The organism is Escherichia sp. XD33, assembly GCF_019375075.1.
Taxonomy (GTDB): Bacteria; Pseudomonadota; Gammaproteobacteria; order Enterobacterales; family Enterobacteriaceae; genus Enterobacter; species Enterobacter flexneri_A.
On record NZ_JAENDM010000006.1, the window covers coordinates 93,139 to 110,784 of the forward strand.

Annotated in this window: 17 protein-coding genes; 15 read left to right on the forward strand and 2 right to left on the reverse strand. The window is 52.6% G+C overall.

Annotation, left to right across the window (positions count from 1 at the left end; translation table 11 throughout):
- Positions 1-60: 60 nt before the first annotated feature.
- The gene (gene igaA, locus K0778_RS05910; RefSeq protein WP_000104525.1) at positions 61-2,196 is read right to left on the reverse strand and encodes an intracellular growth attenuator protein IgaA; all 2,136 of its coding nucleotides are present in this window, start codon (positions 2,194-2,196) and stop codon (positions 61-63) included.
- A gap of 319 nt (positions 2,197-2,515) precedes the next feature.
- Here igaA and nudE point away from each other — a divergent pair, with 319 nt between their 5' ends.
- Positions 2,516-3,076, forward strand: a complete 561-nt coding sequence (nudE, locus tag K0778_RS05915; protein WP_000045744.1) for an ADP compounds hydrolase NudE — start codon at positions 2,516-2,518, stop codon at positions 3,074-3,076.
- A 167-nt stretch (positions 3,077-3,243) separates the two neighbouring features.
- On the opposite strand, the gene mrcA is transcribed toward nudE, so the two are convergent.
- The gene (gene mrcA, locus K0778_RS05920; protein ID WP_021559555.1) at positions 3,244-5,796 is read right to left on the reverse strand and encodes a peptidoglycan glycosyltransferase/peptidoglycan DD-transpeptidase MrcA; all 2,553 of its coding nucleotides are present in this window, start codon (positions 5,794-5,796) and stop codon (positions 3,244-3,246) included.
- 119 nt (positions 5,797-5,915) lie between these two features.
- On the opposite strand from mrcA, the gene hofM reads away from it, so the two are divergent.
- The 14 genes from hofM (at position 5,916) to K0778_RS05990 (ending at position 17,607) form a co-directional block, all read left to right on the forward strand.
- Complete coding sequence (gene hofM, locus K0778_RS05925) at positions 5,916-6,695, forward strand: DNA utilization protein HofM (protein ID WP_001295166.1); 780 nt, start codon at positions 5,916-5,918, stop codon at positions 6,693-6,695.
- Positions 6,695-7,234, forward strand: a complete 540-nt coding sequence (gene hofN, locus K0778_RS05930) for a DNA utilization protein HofN (RefSeq protein WP_001069315.1) — start codon at positions 6,695-6,697, stop codon at positions 7,232-7,234. Before hofM ends, hofN begins: the two co-directional genes overlap by 1 nt.
- Entirely contained in the window at positions 7,218-7,658 is a 441-nt protein-coding gene (hofO, locus tag K0778_RS05935) for a DNA utilization protein HofO (RefSeq protein WP_001055760.1), read from the forward strand. The genes hofN and hofO overlap by 17 nt, the downstream gene beginning before the upstream one ends.
- Entirely contained in the window at positions 7,648-8,052 is a 405-nt protein-coding gene (gene hofP, locus K0778_RS05940; RefSeq protein WP_001264141.1) for a DNA utilization protein HofP, read from the forward strand. Before hofO ends, hofP begins: the two co-directional genes overlap by 11 nt.
- Complete coding sequence (hofQ, locus tag K0778_RS05945) at positions 7,964-9,202, forward strand: DNA uptake porin HofQ (RefSeq protein ID WP_000815987.1); 1,239 nt, start codon at positions 7,964-7,966, stop codon at positions 9,200-9,202. The genes hofP and hofQ overlap by 89 nt, the downstream gene beginning before the upstream one ends.
- Positions 9,203-9,602: 400 nt before the next feature.
- Positions 9,603-10,124 (forward strand): shikimate kinase AroK, encoded by a 522-nt coding sequence (aroK, locus tag K0778_RS05950; protein ID WP_000818618.1) that lies wholly within the window; start codon positions 9,603-9,605, stop codon positions 10,122-10,124.
- Positions 10,125-10,180: 56 nt separating this feature from the next.
- Positions 10,181-11,269 carry a 3-dehydroquinate synthase gene (gene aroB, locus K0778_RS05955; protein ID WP_000439848.1) on the forward strand — a complete coding sequence of 363 codons (1,089 nt, stop codon included), beginning with the start codon at positions 10,181-10,183 and terminating at the stop codon, positions 11,267-11,269.
- A gap of 91 nt (positions 11,270-11,360) precedes the next feature.
- On the forward strand, positions 11,361-12,647 hold the full coding sequence (damX, locus tag K0778_RS05960; protein ID WP_000343215.1) for a cell division protein DamX: 1,287 nt from the start codon (positions 11,361-11,363) through the stop codon (positions 12,645-12,647).
- A 106-nt stretch (positions 12,648-12,753) separates the two neighbouring features.
- Entirely contained in the window at positions 12,754-13,590 is an 837-nt protein-coding gene (dam, locus tag K0778_RS05965; protein WP_000742143.1) for an adenine-specific DNA-methyltransferase, read from the forward strand.
- 17 nt (positions 13,591-13,607) lie between these two features.
- The gene (gene rpe / locus K0778_RS05970; RefSeq protein ID WP_000816280.1) at positions 13,608-14,285 is read left to right on the forward strand and encodes a ribulose-phosphate 3-epimerase; all 678 of its coding nucleotides are present in this window, start codon (positions 13,608-13,610) and stop codon (positions 14,283-14,285) included.
- Positions 14,278-15,036 carry a phosphoglycolate phosphatase gene (gene gph / locus K0778_RS05975; RefSeq protein WP_000032691.1) on the forward strand — a complete coding sequence of 253 codons (759 nt, stop codon included), beginning with the start codon at positions 14,278-14,280 and terminating at the stop codon, positions 15,034-15,036. Before rpe ends, gph begins: the two co-directional genes overlap by 8 nt.
- Entirely contained in the window at positions 15,029-16,033 is a 1,005-nt protein-coding gene (trpS, locus tag K0778_RS05980; RefSeq protein WP_000165552.1) for a tryptophan--tRNA ligase, read from the forward strand. Before gph ends, trpS begins: the two co-directional genes overlap by 8 nt.
- Positions 16,034-16,322: 289 nt before the next feature.
- Entirely contained in the window at positions 16,323-17,228 is a 906-nt protein-coding gene (gene yhfZ / locus K0778_RS05985; RefSeq protein WP_001254790.1) for a GntR family transcriptional regulator YhfZ, read from the forward strand.
- 16 nt (positions 17,229-17,244) lie between these two features.
- Positions 17,245-17,607: a PRD domain protein gene (locus tag K0778_RS05990; protein ID WP_001295165.1), complete on the forward strand. Its 363-nt coding sequence runs from the start codon at positions 17,245-17,247 to the stop codon at positions 17,605-17,607.
- Positions 17,608-17,646 lie beyond the last annotated feature (39 nt).

Genomic DNA, 17,646 nt, shown 5'->3' on the forward strand with positions numbered 1-17,646 from the left:
GAAATCTCCAGAGTGAAGCAATTTGCGCGACAGGGTAGCATAACCTGCCGCGCAAACGTGTTATTCGATAAGGCTTTCTGAAGGGGTGATCAGTTGCGGGTTCAGGCAGCTTTCATAATAGGCCTGAATCTCCATCATGCGAGTGCGATGACGCTGGTAACGACGCCAGGCCTGTACGCCATTGTAAATGGCGCTACCCAGCATCGTCAGTAGCAGCAATGTGGTGCTGAGATAGCGCCACAGGCCGGAACGATCCGGGATCGGATGAAGGCCAATATGCTGCGTACCATTGGCGTCAGTGAAGATTTTTGTGACGATACCCTCGGCGTTAAACGGCGTATGCATCAGCATTTGTGCCAGTTTCTGGAAAGCGTTCCACTGTTCTTGCGGCGGGTAGTCGTAAAGTGATGCCGAAGGCCAGGGCTGATCAACAAAATCGCTGCCTTCGTCGCTGACAATCAGGAATCCGCCGGGGGCCGGACTGTTTAGTGATTGTGCCGCTCGCGCCGTTTCATGCGTGATAAACGGCGCGGTGGAGGTTGCCACCAGGTTATCCAGCGATTCCGCACTCACCGGGCGTAATAACACATTCACGCCATCGAGCTTCCCGGTGTTGGCGCGTTTTACCAGCGCGTCCCAGTCTTTACTGTTGCCGAGATTGACCAGCGCATTTTTCAGTCGCACACAGTCATCTTTGGCAGAACATAAATCCGCTGTCTTCAGTACAATGTCGCCAAAATCATCAAGCAATACCATGCCGGATTTTTGAATCGCTGAACGTAATGAGGCACTGACGCGAGATTCATCTTCGGGTTTAGGGTGCAGCTGGCGATTAACTGCTTCGGTCAATGCCGTCGCTTTGTTGACCAGTTCAGATTCTGGTAATGGTAATGAGCGGGCGTCGTTCCAGATGATCTGCGAGCAGTCAAACGGTAAAAAAGGTGAATTGGTTTTCGCGCTCCAGGTTCCGGAAGTGCGAATATTACACATTCCCGTACCGCTAATACGCAATGTATCGCCTACCCGCACGCCAGCGTCAGCCAGTTGTTTTACGCTGGTGGCTTCAATGGTCTGCGCGCCTTTCATCCATGAGAGAGTGAATTTCAGCGGCATATCCAGCGGGATCCAGAATAACAGCATAAACAGCACCAGCAGCGAGCCCGCAGCGATAATCGTACTGCGCAGCCAGTGCTGTAACGGAAAGTTTTTTACTTCATCATGCAGCGAAAGATATCGTCCCTGACGCACTACATGGCGGTCGAGATAGATATCGATATCGGTTTGTTGACCGAGATCCTGAGCAATGTATGGCTGCCAGTGTGCGGGATAGACCAGGTCGATAATACCGAGTGAAATATTGTTGATCTGTTCCTGATCGTTTTCGCCAAACAATCCCCAACGACGGGGTGTACCGCGCAGACAATGAATTTCCCGCAGGGAGGATTTTGCCGGGGGTGCGAATAGCCCCCACAGACCTGCGCCCAGCAGCAGTAACGCGCCGCCTGCCAGCCACGGAACAAATACATCCGGGGTAATCAGGCAGAAAAAGAACATCAGGAAGGAGGCGACGATCAGCAACGCTTCACGCAGCCCGCGCGGACGACTCAGCGCATATTCTTCATGCGTTTCTTTGCGAATATTGAGTAGCTCGATTTGCTCACTCTCTTCCCCGCGAATCGACGCCTGCGTTGACGGAACAGGTTGCAAGGCATAGCCGCGAGTTTCCTGCATGTACTCCTGCAGCGTATGACCGTTGAGTGAAATAACCAGCGGCAGCGAATCGGTATGAATCAGTTCAACGGTATTCTCATCGTTGATGTACTGTTCCCAGAAAGGGGGCAGGTGGACTTCTACCGAATCGAGGTAGTAACGCCATTTATTCGGATCGTCGGTAGAGATGCCGTAACGCGTGATAGCGTGTGTCAGCATCATGACGTTGTTGCTTTCGGCATTCAGCGCCAGAGAGATCGGTGCCGCGCTGGCTCCCGTTGGGCCAGGCACCTGTAATACCTGCGTCAGGCTCTCAAGATAATTTTCAACGGCGCTACGTTCTTCAGGTGTGAGTTTACGCGTTTGCGCATCCGCGAAGGCGTTGGTCCAGGGCAGCTGACGCCGTCTGGATCGCACTTTTATCAGCCATCCCGCAAGTAGTGAGCAGGCCAGCAAAGCAGCTAAAAAAATCACAATGGTGCTCATGCTTTCCCCATCTTACTTAGTCTGTCAGGCGTGGTCAGTCGCACCGGACACAATACATGATTCTGCGGTTGGCTATCGGCAAGCGTGGAGTTTAACTTGAGCATCATTAAGCACATCACAGTAACCGCTGATCATAGCAAACCCTCTGAAGGCGGAATATCAGCAAATTCCTGGAGTTATTTCAACCTATTGACTTTTAATTTGATTTGAGGACGATTATTTATTAAGTTACATAAATGTAAATAACATGCAATTCACATTGCCGAAAGCGTGTCCGATATCGCACAATAACCGCTGATTTCACAGCATAGATCCCACGATGAGCAAATCATTACAAAAACCCACCATTCTGAATGTTGAAACTGTAGCCCGTTCCCGACTGTTTACCGTCGAGAGCGTGGATCTGGAGTTCAGCAATGGCGTGCGGCGTGTTTATGAACGAATGCGTCCAACCAACCGGGAAGCAGTGATGATTGTGCCGATTGTGGACGATCACCTGATCCTGATCCGCGAATACGCAGTGGGAACTGAATCCTACGAATTAGGTTTTTCGAAAGGATTAATTGATCCGGGTGAAAGCGTCTACGAAGCCGCTAACCGCGAGCTAAAAGAAGAGGTTGGATTTGGTGCGAACGATCTGACTTTTTTGAAGAAGCTCAGCATGGCACCGTCTTATTTTTCCAGCAAAATGAATATCGTGGTAGCGCAAGATCTCTACCCGGAATCACTGGAAGGCGATGAGCCAGAGCCGCTACCACAGGTGCGCTGGCCGCTGGCGCATATGATGGATTTGCTGGAAGACCCTGACTTCAACGAAGCGCGTAATGTCAGCGCGCTGTTCCTCGTGCGCGAATGGTTGAAAGGGCAGGGGCGAGTGTAAATGCGTAAAGTTCGCCTGATGCATAATGCTTATCAGGCTTACGAAGTTTCTGCAATATATTGATTTTTCTAGATGTTGCTAGACGGGTAAAGTGTTCACGCCGTATCCGGTATAAACAAAGTGCACTTTGTCAGCAAACTGAAAAAGGCGCCGAAGCGCCTTTTTAATCAGAACAATTCCTGTGCTTCGCCATTATCGATAATGGTCGTACCCACCTCGTGCACCGCTTGTTGTGTCGGCTGCGTACCTTCGATGAAATACTCTTCGCGGCTGTTGCCACCATTAGCTAACTGCCCGGTGCTGCGATCGATATTCACCGTCACAATACCCGGTGGCGGCGTTAGCGGCTGCTCCGGCACACCTTCAAGAACGGCTTTCATATAAGCGTCCCATGCAGGCTGGGCACTCTTGGCACCGCCTTCGTAACCTGAGATCTGATCTTTAATCGCTCCGGAAGCCGTTGTATGACCGAGATTACGACGGTGATCATCAAAGCCAATCCAGACCGAGGTCACAACACCCGGACCGTAACCCGAGAACCACGCATCTTTCGAACTGTTAGTGGTACCGGTTTTCCCGCCGATATCGCGACGCTGCAAATCACGACCTGCACGCCAGCCGGTACCCTGCCAGCCTGGCTCACCAAAGATATTGGTGTTCAAAGCACTCTTAATCAGGAATGCCAGCGGAGTGTTGATGACGTGCGGTGCGTACTCCTGCGCGCCAGTCTTCGCCACTAACGCCTGATTAGCCTGCTCCAGCTGCGGCATTGGTACAGAAACATTCTGCTGCTCGCGGGAGATAGCGACATCTTCAACATCGTTATTTTCCAGCACGTTCGATTTCTGCGTATCACCGTAAATCACCGGAATATCACATTCCGGGCAAGCTACTTTCGGTTTCGCTTCGAAAATCACGCCGCCCTGATCGTTTTCAATTTTGCTGATAAACCACGGGTCCACCAGGAAGCCGCCGTTCGCCATGACCGCGTAGCCACGCGCCACCTGCATTGGGGTAAAGGACGCTGAACCCAGCGCCAGCGATTCGGTGTGGACAATGTTTTGCGCCGGGAAGCCGAAGCGTTGCAGATATTCTGCAGCGTAGTCGACGCCCATCGCCCGCATTGCGCGTACCATCACCACGTTTTTCGACTGACCCAGCCCCTGACGTAAGCGAATTGGACCGGCATATTGTGGCGGCGAGTTCTTCGGCTGCCAGTCAGAACCGGCACCTGCATCCCAGCGGGAAATTGGCACATCGTTCAACATACTTGCCAGCGTCAGACCTTTATCCATCGCCGCGGTGTAGAGGAACGGTTTGATGTTGGAACCCACCTGACGCAGTGCCTGGGTGGCGCGGTTAAACTTGCTCTGATTGAAATCAAAGCCACCGACCAGCGCCATAACGGCACCATTTTGCGGATTGATCGACACCAGCGCCGAGTTCACTTCCGGCACTTGTGCCAGCCACCATGCATCGCCGACCTGACGAACCCAGATTTGCTGTCCCGTTTGCAGAACATCGGTCACTTTACGCGGCGTCGGTCCCTGCTGAGTATCCGAACGGTAAGGACGCGCCCAGCGAACGCCGTCCATACTCAATGCGACAGTCGACCCGTCCGCCAGCATTGCCGTCGCTTCCTGAGGATTGGCGCTGGTGACTGCGGCAGGCTGCAGCGGACCATAGGTCGGCAGCGCCTTCAGCGTATCGGTAATCTTGTTGTTATCCCACGCCGACTCGCCCACTTTCCACAGCACATTTGCCGGGCCGCGATAGCCGTGGCGCATGTCGTAGTCCAGCACGTTATTACGTACCGCCTGCTGCGCGGCCTGCTGCACTTTGCGGGTGATGGTGGTGTAAATGCGATAACCGTCTTCATAGGCACTTTCGCCATAACGGTTATACATCTCCTGGCGCACCATTTCGCTCAGGTACGGCGCAGAGAAAGCAATCTCCGGCGCGTGATAGTTAGCGTTAATCGCCTCAGTGCGTGTCTGATCGAACTGTTGTTGGGTGATATACCCTTCATCCAGCATCCGCGACAGCACGACGTTACGCCGCGCGACGGCACGATCCATCGAGTAGAGCGGGTTGAAGGTGGAAGGCGCTTTCGGCAGCCCGGCTATCACCGCCATTTCGTTCAGCGTCAGTTGGTCGACCGTTTTTCCGAAATAGACTTGTGCCGCAGCACCGACACCATAGGCGCGGTAACCAAGGTAAATCTTGTTCAGATAAAGCTCGAGGATCTCGTCTTTCGTCAGCAGCTGTTCAATGCGAATCGCGAGGAAGACTTCCTTAATCTTACGCATCAGCGTGCGTTCTGGACTGAGGAAGAAGTTTCTCGCCAGCTGCTGGGTAATGGTACTTGCCCCTTGTGACGCGTGACCGGAGAACAGCGCCACGCTTGCTGCACGGAAGATCCCCACCGGGTCAACGCCGTGATGCTCGTAGAAGCGGCTGTCTTCTGTCGCGATAAAGGCTTTCACCATCTCCGGTGGGATTTGATCCAACGTAACCGGAATACGACGTTTCTCACCGTATTGAGCAATCAGCTCGCCATCGGCGCTGTAAATCTGCATCGGAATTTGCAGGCGAACATCTTTTAATGTCGCCACATCCGGCAGTTGTGGCTCGATGTAGCGGTATAGGCCATAAATCGAGCCTGCTCCCAGCAGAATGCAACAGACTGCAAGGATCAAAAAATACTTTACGAACTTCACTGGAAATTTCCCATTTAGTTTCATTTGGGCAGTTTATAAACAAACGCGCGGTAGTATAAAGGCAAGCCAGACGCATTGATATACCCGTCAGAGTGACGGGTGATAAGGAGATCATCACAATGGCATTTAAGATCTGGCAAATTGGTTTGCATTTACAACAGCAAGAAGCGGTAGCGGTTGCGATCGTGCGGGGCGCAAAAGAATGCTTTTTGCAACGCTGGTGGCGGTTGCCGCTGGAGAACGACATTATCAAAGATGGGCGGATTGTTGATGCGCAGCAGCTGGCTAAAACGTTGTTACCGTGGAGTCGCGAACTGCCGCAGCGTCATCACATTATGTTGGCGTTTCCCGCCAGTCGCACATTACAGCGGTCATTTCCGCGCCCGTCGATGTCCCTTGGTGAGCGGGAGCAAACGGCCTGGCTGTCAGGGACGATGGCCCGCGAGCTGGATATGGATCCGGACTCCCTGCGCTTCGATTACAGCGAAGACTCACTCAGTCCCGCCTATAACGTGACTGCCGCGCAAAGCAAAGAGCTGGCAACGCTGCTTACTCTGGCAGAAAGGTTGCGTGTTCATGTGAGCGCGATCACCCCGGATGCCAGTGCATTACAGCGATTCCTGCCTTTTTTACCTTCTCATCAGCAATGTCTGGCCTGGCGTGATAACGAACAGTGGCTGTGGGCGACGCGCTATAGCTGGGGGCGCAAACTGGCGGTGGGGATGACTAGCGCGAAGGAGCTGGCGGCAGCGTTATCCGTTGATCCCGAAAGCGTCGCGATATGTGGCGAAGGCGGATTTGATCCCTGGGAGGCCGTTTCTGTTCGTCAGCCGCCGCTACCGCCGCCAGGTGGAGACTTTGCCATCGCGCTGGGGCTGGCGCTTGGGAAGGCGTACTGATGAACCCGCCAATTAATTTTTTGCCCTGGCGACAGCAACGCCGGACCGCTTTTCTGCGTTTCTGGTTGCTGATGTTCGTTGCGCCTCTGCTGCTGGCCGTCGGGATAACGCTAATACTGCGTCTGACAGGCAGCGCCGAAGCGCGCATAGACGCAGTTTTGCTTCAGGCGGAACAACAACTCGCCCGCAGCTTACAGATAACGAAGCCACGTTTGCTGGAGCAACAGCAGTTACGCGAACAGCGTTCGCAACGGCAGCGCCAGCGACAATTTACCCGCGACTGGCAATCTGCGCTGGAAGCACTGGCGGCGCTTTTACCCGAGCACGCCTGGCTGACAACGATAAGCTGGCAGCAGGGAACGCTGGAGATCAAGGGGCTGACAACAAGCATTACCGCGTTAAACGCACTAGAAACGTCACTCCGCCAGGATGCATCTTTTCATCTCAATCAGCGGGGAGCCACGCAGCAGGATGCGCAGGGACGCTGGCAATTTGAGTATCAGTTAACAAGGAAGGTTAGCGATGAACATGTTCTTTGACTGGTGGTTCGCCACATCACCCCGCCTCCGCCAGCTTTGCTGGGCATTCTGGTTGCTGATGTTAGTTACGCTCATTTTTCTGTCATCGACACACCATGAAGAGCGCGACGCATTAATTCGACTACGGGCAAGTCATCACCAGCAGTGGGCCGCACTGTATCGCCTGGTAGACACCACTCCCTTCAGCGAGGAAAAAACGCTGCCCTTTTCGCCACTGGATTTTCAGTTATCCGGCGCGCAACTGGTTTCCTGGCATCCATCCGCGCAGGGAGGCGAGTTGGCGTTGAAAACGCTGTGGGAAGCAGTGCCGTCGGCATTTACACGGCTGGCAGAGCGCAACGTCAGCGTGAGCCGTTTTTCGTTAAGCGTGGAAGGTGATGATCTTTTGTTCACGCTACAACTGGAGACGCCGCATGAGGGTTAAACGCTGGTTGTTGGCAGGTATTGCATTGTGCCTTTTAACCGGTATGCGTGACCCTTTTAAACCGCCGGAAGATCTATGCCGGATTAGCGAACTTAGCCAGTGGCGCTATCAGGGGATGGTAGGGCGAGGCGAGCGCATCATCGGTGTAATAAAAGACGGGCAAAAGAAATGGCGACGGGTGCAGCAAAACGATGTGCTGGAAAACGGCTGGACAATTTTACAGCTGACGCCAGACGTACTAACGCTGGGTACCGGGACAAACTGCGAACCGCCACAATGGTTGTGGCAACGGCAAGGAGATACAAATGAAGCAATGGATAGCCGCACTACTGTTGATGCTGATACCCGGCGTACAGGCGGCAAAGCCGCAAAAAGTGACGCTGATGGTGGATGACGTTCCGGTAGCTCAGGTGTTGCAGGCGCTGGCTGAACAGGAGAAGTTGAACCTGGTCGTGTCGCCAGACGTCAGCGGTACGGTGTCGTTACATCTAACAGATGTTCCCTGGAAGCAGGCACTACAAACTGTAGTGAAAAGCGCCGGACTGATAACGCGGCAGGAAGGCAACATTCTCTCAGTGCATTCCATTGCCTGGCAGAATAACAATATCGCCCGCCAGGAGGCGGAGCAGGCGCGGGCGCAGGCAAATCTGCCGCTGGAAAATCGCAGTATAACCCTGCAATACGCCGACGCGGGAGAACTGGCGAAAGCGGGGGAGAAGCTACTGAGTGCCAAAGGGAGTATGACCGTCGATAAACGCACCAATCGCCTTTTGCTACGAGATAACAAAACGGCGTTAAGCGCGCTTGAACAGTGGGTAGCGCAAATGGATCTGCCGGTCGGGCAGGTTGAGCTGTCGGCGCATATTGTCACCATTAATGAAAAAAGTTTGCGTGAGTTAGGCGTGAAATGGACGCTGGCCGATGCGCAACACGCTGGTGGCGTTGGGCAAGTCACCACGCTTGGTAGCGACCTCTCCGTAGCGACGGCGACAACGCATGTCGGTTTTAACATTGGGCGCATCAACGGACGCTTGCTGGATCTTGAGCTTTCCGCGCTCGAACAAAAACAGCAGCTGGATATTATCGCCAGTCCGCGTCTGCTGGCCTCACATCTTCAGCCTGCCAGCATTAAACAGGGGAGCGAAATTCCATATCAGGTTTCCAGCGGGGAAAGTGGCGCGACGTCGGTGGAATTTAAAGAGGCCGTCCTGGGGATGGAGGTCACGCCCACGGTGTTACAAAAAGGTCGCATCCGGCTGAAATTACACATCAGCCAGAACGTTCCGGGGCAGGTGCTACAGCAGGCCGATGGCGAAGTGCTGGCGATTGATAAGCAGGAGATCGAAACGCAGGTCGAGGTCAAAAGCGGAGAAACGTTGGCGCTGGGCGGCATTTTTACCCGTAAAAATAAATCGGGTCAGGATAGCGTACCGTTGCTTGGCGACATTCCCTGGTTCGGGCAATTATTTCGTCATGACGGAAAAGAAGATGAACGACGCGAGTTAGTGGTGTTTATCACGCCACGACTGGTTTCCAGTGAGTAAACAGCCGTAAAAGCGGTAATGTTTTTACGCTGAACGTGTTTCATCTATTTGACGCGCGCAGGTATTTAGCATACAAGGAGTACCGATTTGAGAGTTGGTGCTCTTCGCTGCCTGCGTTCCATGATGATGATTTATCATTCAGGCGGCATTTTGCTGTCTTTTTTACGCTAATCTTACCCGGTGATTTATCGCCAGAGCGGTGGTAGCAAGGCAGCGCGCTTGCAGCGACCAGATATGCAGAGGGATGGGTGATTTATTCAGTTGCCAAACCCGCTGGAGTATTGAGATAATTTTCAGTCTGACTCTCGCAATATCTTATGAGGTTTCAGTTCATGTCCTGCGGCGCTCTCTGAGCGAAGCGGGTTTATCATTAACGAATAGTCTTAGTAGTACCGAAAAAATGGCAGAGAAACGCAATATCTTTCTGGTTGGGCCTATGGGTGCCGGAAAAAGCACTATTGGGCGCCAGTTAGCTCAACAACTCAATATGGAATTTTACGATTCCGATCAAGAGATTGAGAAACGAACCGGAGCTGATGTGGGCTGGGTTTTCGATTTAGAAGGCGAAGAAGGCTTCCGCGATCGCGAAGAAAAGGTCATCAATGAGTTGACCGAGAAACAGGGTATTGTGCTGGCTACTGGCGGCGGCTCTGTGAAATCCCGTGAAACGCGTAACCGTCTTTCCGCTCGTGGCGTTGTCGTTTATCTTGAAACGACCATCGAAAAGCAACTTGCACGCACGCAGCGTGATAAAAAACGCCCGTTGCTGCACGTTGAAACACCGCCGCGTGAAGTTCTGGAAGCGTTGGCCAATGAACGCAATCCGCTGTATGAAGAGATTGCCGACGTGACCATTCGTACTGATGATCAAAGCGCTAAAGTGGTTGCAAACCAGATTATTCACATGCTGGAAAGCAACTAATTCTGGCTTTATATACACTCGTCTGCGGGTACAGTAATTAAGGTGGATGTCGCGTTATGGAGAGGATTGTCGTTACTCTCGGGGAACGTAGTTACCCAATTACCATCGCATCTGGTTTGTTTAATGAACCAGCTTCATTCTTACCGCTGAAATCGGGCGAGCAGGTCATGTTGGTCACCAACGAAACCCTGGCTCCTCTGTATCTCGATAAGGTCCGCGGCGTACTTGAACAGGCGGGTGTTAACGTCGATAGCGTTATCCTCCCTGACGGCGAGCAGTATAAAAGCCTGGCTGTACTCGATACCGTCTTTACGGCGTTGTTACAAAAACCGCATGGTCGCGATACTACGCTGGTGGCGCTTGGCGGCGGCGTAGTGGGCGATCTGACCGGCTTCGCGGCGGCGAGTTATCAGCGCGGTGTCCGTTTCATTCAAGTCCCGACGACGTTACTGTCGCAGGTCGATTCCTCCGTTGGCGGCAAAACTGCGGTCAACCATCCCCTCGGTAAAAACATGATTGGCGCGTTCTACCAACCTGCTTCAGTGGTGGTGGATCTCGACTGTCTGAAAACGCTTCCCCCGCGTGAGTTAGCGTCGGGGCTGGCAGAAGTCATCAAATACGGCATTATTCTTGACGGTGCGTTTTTTAACTGGCTGGAAGAGAATCTGGATGCGTTGTTGCGTCTGGACGGTCCGGCAATGGCGTACTGTATTCGCCGTTGTTGTGAACTGAAGGCAGAAGTTGTCGCCGCCGACGAGCGCGAAACCGGGTTACGTGCTTTACTGAATCTGGGACACACCTTTGGTCATGCCATTGAAGCTGAAATGGGGTATGGCAATTGGTTACATGGTGAAGCGGTCGCTGCGGGTATGGTGATGGCGGCGCGGACGTCGGAACGTCTCGGGCAGTTTAGTTCTGCCGAAACGCAGCGTATTATAACCCTGCTCAAGCGGGCTGGGTTACCGGTCAATGGGCCGCGCGAAATGTCCGCGCAGGCGTATTTACCGCATATGCTGCGTGACAAGAAAGTCCTTGCGGGAGAGATGCGCTTAATTCTTCCGTTGGCAATTGGTAAGAGTGAAGTTCGCAGCGGCGTTTCGCACGAGCTTGTTCTTAACGCCATTGCCGATTGTCAATCAGCGTAACAACAAGAAAGGTCAGGCCGCTTATCAAGCGGTCTATTAGCTTCAGGTTAATTGCAACGTGGTAAGCATTAACCTTTTAGTGGGGTGTTAAATGGATGAATTCAAACCAGAAGACGAGCTGAAACCCGATCCCAGCGATCGTCGTACTGGTCGTTCTCGTCAATCTTCTGAACGTTCTGAGCGTACTGAACGTGGCGAACCGCAGATCAATTTTGATGATATTGAACTTGATGACACTGACGATCGCCGTCCGACTCGTGCGCAAAAAGAGCGCAATGAGGAACCGGAAATCGAAGAAGAAATTGACGAATCCGAAGATGAAACCGTGGATGAAGAGCGCGTAGAGCGTCGTCCGCGTAAGCGCAAAAAAGCAGCCAGTAAACCCGCTTCTCGTCAGTATATGATGATGGGCGTCGGCATTCTGGTTCTACTGCTGTTGATCATCGGTATCGGTTCTGCGCTAAAAGCCCCCTCGACCACTTCCAGCGATCAAACCGCGTCTGGCGAGAAGAGTATTGATCTTGCTGGCAATGCGACCGATCAGGCGAATGGCGTGCAGCCAGCGCCGGGAACCACGTCTGCGGAAAATACTCAGCAGGATGTTTCTCTGCCACCGATCTCTTCTACGCCGACTCAAGGGCAAACCCCGGTGGCAACGGATGGTCAACAACGTGTTGAAGTGCAGGGTGACCTGAACAATGCGCTGACCCAGCCACAAAATCAGCAACAGCTGAACAATGTGGCGGTCAATTCCACGTTGCCGACTGAACCCGCAACGGTTGCGCCTGTTCGCAATGGCAATGCATCGCGTGACACGGCGAAAACGCAAACCGCTGAACGTCCGTCCACTACGCGCCCAGCTCGTCAGCAGGCGGTGATTGAACCGAAAAAACCGCAAGCAACCGTGAAAACGGAGCCGAAGCCGGTAGCACAGACGCCGAAGCGTACTGAACCAGCTGCCCCTGTGGCGAGCACGAAGGCACCGGCTGCGACTTCTACGCCAGCACCAAAAGAGACGGCGACTACGGCTCCAGTACAGACGGCATCCCCGGCGCAAACCACAGCAACACCCGCTGCTGGGGCGAAGACCGCAGGTAATGTTGGTTCGTTGAAATCGGCACCGTCCAGCCATTACACTCTGCAGCTGAGCAGTTCCTCTAACTACGACAACCTGAACGGTTGGGCGAAGAAAGAGAATCTGAAAAACTACGTTGTCTATGAAACGACGCGTAATGGTCAGCCGTGGTATGTCCTGGTTTCTGGCGTGTACGCTTCGAAAGAAGAGGCGAAAAAAGCGGTATCTACATTGCCAGCAGATGTCCAGGCCAAAAACCCGTGGGCGAAACCGCTGCGTCAGGTACAGGCCGATCTGAAGTAATCAAGGTTATCTCCCGCAATGGTTTATCGTTGCGGGAGTTGCCTGAAGCGCTGGATGCTGTCGGAGCTTTCTCCACAGCCGGAGAAGGTGTAATTAGTTAGTCAGCATGAAGAAAAATCGCGCTTTTTTGAAGTGGGCAGGGGGCAAGTATCCCCTGCTTGATGATATTAAACGGCATTTGCCCAAGGGCGAATGTCTGGTTGAGCCTTTTGTAGGTGCCGGGTCGGTGTTTCTCAACACCGACTTTTCTCGTTATATCCTTGCCGATATCAATAGCGACCTGATCAGTCTCTATAACATTGTGAAGATGCGTACTGATGAGTACGTACAGGCCGCACGCGAGCTGTTTGTTCCCGAAACAAATTGCGCCGAGGTTTACTATCAGTTCCGCGAAGAGTTCAACAAAAGCCAGGATCCGTTCCGTCGGGCGGTACTGTTTTTATATTTGAACCGCTACGGTTACAACGGCCTGTGTCGTTACAATCTGCGCGGTGAGTTTAACGTGCCGTTCGGCCGCTACAAAAAACCCTATTTCCCGGAAGCAGAGTTGTATCACTTCGCTGAAAAAGCGCAGAATGCCTTTTTCTATTGTGAGTCTTACGCCGATAGCATGGCGCGCGCAGATGATGCATCCGTCGTCTATTGCGATCCGCCTTATGCACCGCTGTCTGCGACCGCCAACTTTACGGCGTATCACACAAACAGTTTTACGCTTGAACAACAAGCGCATCTGGCGGAGATCGCCGAAGGTCTGGTTGAGCGCCATATTCCAGTGCTGATCTCCAATCACGATACGATGTTAACGCGTGAGTGGTATCAGCGCGCAAAATTGCATGTCGTCAAAGTTCGACGCAGTATAAGCAGCAACGGCGGCACACGTAAAAAGGTGGACGAACTGCTGGCTTTGTACAAACCAGGAGTCGTTTCACCCGCGAAAAAATAATTCTCAAGGAGAAGCGGATGAAACAGTATTTGATTGCCCCCTCAATTCTGTCGGCTGATTTTGCCCGCCTGGGTGAAGATACCGCAAAAGCCCTGGCAGCTGGCGCTGATGTCGTGCATTTTGACGTCATGGATAACCACTATGTTCCCAATCTGACGATTGGGCCAATGGTGCTGAAATCCTTGCGTAACTATGGCATTACCGCCCCTATCGACGTACACCTGATGGTGAAACCTGTCGATCGCATTGTGCCTGATTTCGCTGCCGCTGGTGCCAGCATCATTACCTTTCATCCAGAAGCCTCCGAGCATGTTGACCGCACGCTGCAACTGATTAAAGAAAATGGCTGTAAAGCGGGTCTGGTATTTAACCCGGCGACACCTCTGAGCTATCTGGATTACGTGATGGATAAGCTGGATGTGATCCTGCTGATGTCCGTCAACCCTGGTTTCGGCGGTCAGTCTTTCATTCCTCAAACACTGGATAAACTGCGCGAAGTACGTCGTCGTATCGACGAGTCTGGCTTCGACATTCGACTGGAAGTGGACGGTGGCGTGAAGGTGAACAACATTGGCGAAATCGCTGCGGCGGGCGCGGATATGTTCGTCGCCGGTTCGGCAATCTTCGACCAGCCAGACTACAAAAAAGTCATTGATGAAATGCGCAGTGAACTGGCAAAGGTAAGTCATGAGTAAGTTTGAAGATATTCGCGGCGTCGCTTTTGATCTCGACGGTACGCTGGTGGACAGTGCTCCCGGTCTTGCTGCTGCGGTAGATATGGCGCTGTATGCGCTGGAGTTGCCCGTCGCAGGTGAAGAACGCGTTATTACCTGGATTGGTAACGGCGCAGATGTTCTGATGGAGCGCGCATTGACCTGGGCGCGTCAGGAACGTGCGACTCTGCGTAAAACAATGGGTAAACCGCCCGTTGATGACGACATTCCGGCAGAAGAACAGGTACGTATTCTGCGTAAACTGTTCGATCGCTACTATGGCGAGGTTGCCGAAGAGGGGACGTTTTTGTTCCCGCACGTTGCCGATACGTTGGGCGCGTTGCAGGCTAAAGGCCTGCCGCTAGGCCTGGTCACCAACAAACCGACGCCGTTCGTCGCGCCGCTGCTCGAAGCCTTAGATATCGCCAAATACTTCAGCGTGGTGATTGGTGGTGATGATGTGCAAAACAAAAAACCGCATCCGGACCCGCTGTTACTGGTGGCTGAGCGGATGGGAATTGCTCCACAACAGATGCTGTTTGTTGGCGACTCACGCAATGATATTCAGGCAGCAAAAGCGGCAGGTTGCCCATCAGTTGGCTTAACCTACGGATATAACTACGGCGAGGCTATCGATCTCAGCCAGCCTGATGTAATTTATCAGTCTATAAATGACCTTCTGCCCGCATTAGGGCTTCCGCATAGCGAAAATCAGGAATCGAAAAATGACTAAGCCCATCGTTTTTAGTGGCGCACAGCCCTCAGGTGAATTGACCATTGGTAACTACATGGGTGCGCTGCGTCAGTGGGTAAACATGCAGGATGACTACCATTGCATTTACTGTATCGTTGACCAACACGCGATCACCGTGCGCCAGGATGCACAGAAGCTGCGTAAAGCGACGCTGGATACGCTGGCCTTGTATCTGGCTTGTGGTATCGATCCTGAGAAAAGCACCATTTTTGTTCAGTCCCACGTGCCGGAACATGCACAGTTAGGCTGGGCACTGAACTGCTATACCTACTTCGGCGAACTGAGTCGCATGACGCAGTTTAAAGATAAATCTGCGCGTTATGCCGAGAACATCAACGCTGGTCTGTTTGACTATCCGGTGCTGATGGCAGCGGACATCCTGCTGTATCAAACTAATCTGGTACCGGTGGGTGAAGACCAGAAACAGCACCTCGAACTGAGCCGCGATATTGCCCAGCGTTTCAACGCGCTGTATGGCGAGATCTTTAAGGTGCCGGAGCCGTTTATTCCGAAATCTGGCGCGCGCGTAATGTCGCTGCTGGAGCCGACCAAGAAGATGTCCAAGTCTGACGATAATCGCAATAACGTTATCGGCCTGCTGGAAGATCCGAAATCGGTAGTGAAGAAAATCAAACGTGCGGTCACTGACTCCGACGAGCCGCCGGTAGTTCGCTACGATGTGCAGAACAAAGCGGGCGTTTCCAACCTGTTGGATATCCTTTCAGCGGTAACGGGCCAGAGCATCCCAGAACTGGAAAAACAGTTCGAAGGCAAGATGTATGGTCATCTGAAAGGTGAAGTGGCTGATGCCGTTTCCGGTATGCTGACTGAATTGCAGGAACGCTATCACCGTTTCCGCAACGATGAAGCCTTCCTGCAACAGGTGATGAAAGATGGCGCGGAAAAAGCCAGCGCGCACGCTTCCCGTACGCTAAAAGCGGTGTACGAAGCGATTGGTTTTGTGGCGAAGCCGTAATTCACTATTGCTGGCAAATTGCGCTTTGTTCATGCCGGATGCGGCGTGAACGCCTTATCCGGCCTACAAAGTAATGCACATATTGCAAGGAAATGTAGGCCTGATAAGCGTAGCGCATCAGGCAATTTTGCTTTTATCATCACTCTGAAACCGGGGAAACCCGGTTTTTTTATCCTCATTTGCAATAATCCGAAAAAATGTGAAGTGCCTCGCCGTTTCCACATCTCGCTGTTGCGCCTTATCTTCAAATTCCTGAAGATATAAATATTCAATTTACTGAAAATTTATTATGCGTCGAACGTTTATCAAAAAAGAAGGCGTCGTCATCACGACGCTGGCCCGTTATTTGTTGGGTGAAAAGTGCGGTAATCGATTGAAAACCATAGATGAGCTGGCAAATGAATGCCGTTCATCCGTTGGCCTGACGCAGGCCGCGTTGAAAACGCTGGAATCAAGCGGAGCGATACGGATTGAACGCCGTGGGCGCAATGGCAGTTATCTGGTCGAGATGGATAACAAAGCATTGCTGACTCATGTGGATATCAACAACGTGGTATGTGCAATGCCCTTGCCCTATACCCGTTTGTACGAAGGCCTGGCGAGCGGATTGAAAGCCCAGTTTGATGGCATTCCTTTTTACTATGCGCACATGCGTGGCGCGGATATTCGCGTGGAGTGTCTGCTTAATGGCGTGTATGACATGGCGGTGGTTTCGCGACTAGCGGCGGAAAGTTATCTCACGCAAAAAGGCTTATGCCTCGCGCTGGAGTTGGGGCCGCACACCTACGTTGGCGAGCACCAGTTGATTTGCCGTAAAGGCGAGTCCGCAAACGTGAAGCGCGTGGGGCTGGATAACCGTTCGGCGGATCAGAAAATCATGACCGATGTTTTTTTTGGCGGTAGTGATGTGGAACGAGTCGATCTCTCTTATCACGAGAGTTTACAACGCATTGTTAAAGGCGATGTCGATGCGGTGATCTGGAACGTGGTGGCGGAAAACGAACTGACCATGCTGGGATTAGAGGCGACGCCGCTCACAGACGATCCGCGATTTTTACAGGCCACCGAAGCCGTGGTCCTGACGCGAGTCGATGATTACCCAATGCAACAACTGCTGCGTGCCGTTGTAGATAAACACGCCCTGCTCGCCCATCAACAACGGGTAGTGAGTGGGGAACAGGAACCGAGTTATTAAACGAAAGGCATCTGATATGGAAACCAGACTCAACCTGCTTTGCGAGGCAGGCGTTATTGATAAGGACATCTGCAAAGGCATGATGCAGGTCGTCAACGTACTGGAAACAGAGTGCCATCTGCCGGTGCGCAGTGAGCAAGGAACGATGGCGATGACACATATGGCGAGTGCACTGATGCGCAGTCGCCGTGGTGAAGAAATAGAGCCGCTGGATAACGAGTTGCTGGCAGAACTGGCGCAATCCAGCCACTGGCAAGCCGTTGTGCAATTGCATCAGGTGTTGTTGAAGGAATTCGCACTGGAAGTTAACCCGTGTGAAGAAGGCTATTTGCTGGCCAACCTTTATGGATTATGGATGGCTGCTAACGAAGAGGTTTGAAGCTCCCGACAAATCCACGTCGCACAACCTAAATATTCA

Excerpts from the sequence above, each read along its gene's own strand:
- igaA (WP_000104525.1), bottom strand. The coding sequence starts at position 2,196 with ATGAGCACCATTGTGATTTTTTTAGCTGCTTTGCTGGCCTGCTCACTA.
- nudE (WP_000045744.1), top strand. The coding sequence starts at position 2,516 with ATGAGCAAATCATTACAAAAACCCACCATTCTGAATGTTGAAACTGTA.
- hofM (WP_001295166.1), top strand. The coding sequence starts at position 5,916 with ATGGCATTTAAGATCTGGCAAATTGGTTTGCATTTACAACAGCAAGAA.
- hofN (WP_001069315.1), top strand. The coding sequence starts at position 6,695 with ATGAACCCGCCAATTAATTTTTTGCCCTGGCGACAGCAACGCCGGACC.
- hofO (WP_001055760.1), top strand. The coding sequence starts at position 7,218 with ATGAACATGTTCTTTGACTGGTGGTTCGCCACATCACCCCGCCTCCGC.
- hofP (WP_001264141.1), top strand. The coding sequence starts at position 7,648 with ATGAGGGTTAAACGCTGGTTGTTGGCAGGTATTGCATTGTGCCTTTTA.
- hofQ (WP_000815987.1), top strand. The coding sequence starts at position 7,964 with ATGAAGCAATGGATAGCCGCACTACTGTTGATGCTGATACCCGGCGTA.
- aroK (WP_000818618.1), top strand. The coding sequence starts at position 9,603 with ATGGCAGAGAAACGCAATATCTTTCTGGTTGGGCCTATGGGTGCCGGA.
- aroB (WP_000439848.1), top strand. The coding sequence starts at position 10,181 with ATGGAGAGGATTGTCGTTACTCTCGGGGAACGTAGTTACCCAATTACC.
- damX (WP_000343215.1), top strand. The coding sequence starts at position 11,361 with ATGGATGAATTCAAACCAGAAGACGAGCTGAAACCCGATCCCAGCGAT.
- dam (WP_000742143.1), top strand. The coding sequence starts at position 12,754 with ATGAAGAAAAATCGCGCTTTTTTGAAGTGGGCAGGGGGCAAGTATCCC.
- rpe (WP_000816280.1), top strand. The coding sequence starts at position 13,608 with ATGAAACAGTATTTGATTGCCCCCTCAATTCTGTCGGCTGATTTTGCC.
- gph (WP_000032691.1), top strand. The coding sequence starts at position 14,278 with ATGAGTAAGTTTGAAGATATTCGCGGCGTCGCTTTTGATCTCGACGGT.
- trpS (WP_000165552.1), top strand. The coding sequence starts at position 15,029 with ATGACTAAGCCCATCGTTTTTAGTGGCGCACAGCCCTCAGGTGAATTG.
- yhfZ (WP_001254790.1), top strand. The coding sequence starts at position 16,323 with ATGCGTCGAACGTTTATCAAAAAAGAAGGCGTCGTCATCACGACGCTG.
- K0778_RS05990 (WP_001295165.1), top strand. The coding sequence starts at position 17,245 with ATGGAAACCAGACTCAACCTGCTTTGCGAGGCAGGCGTTATTGATAAG.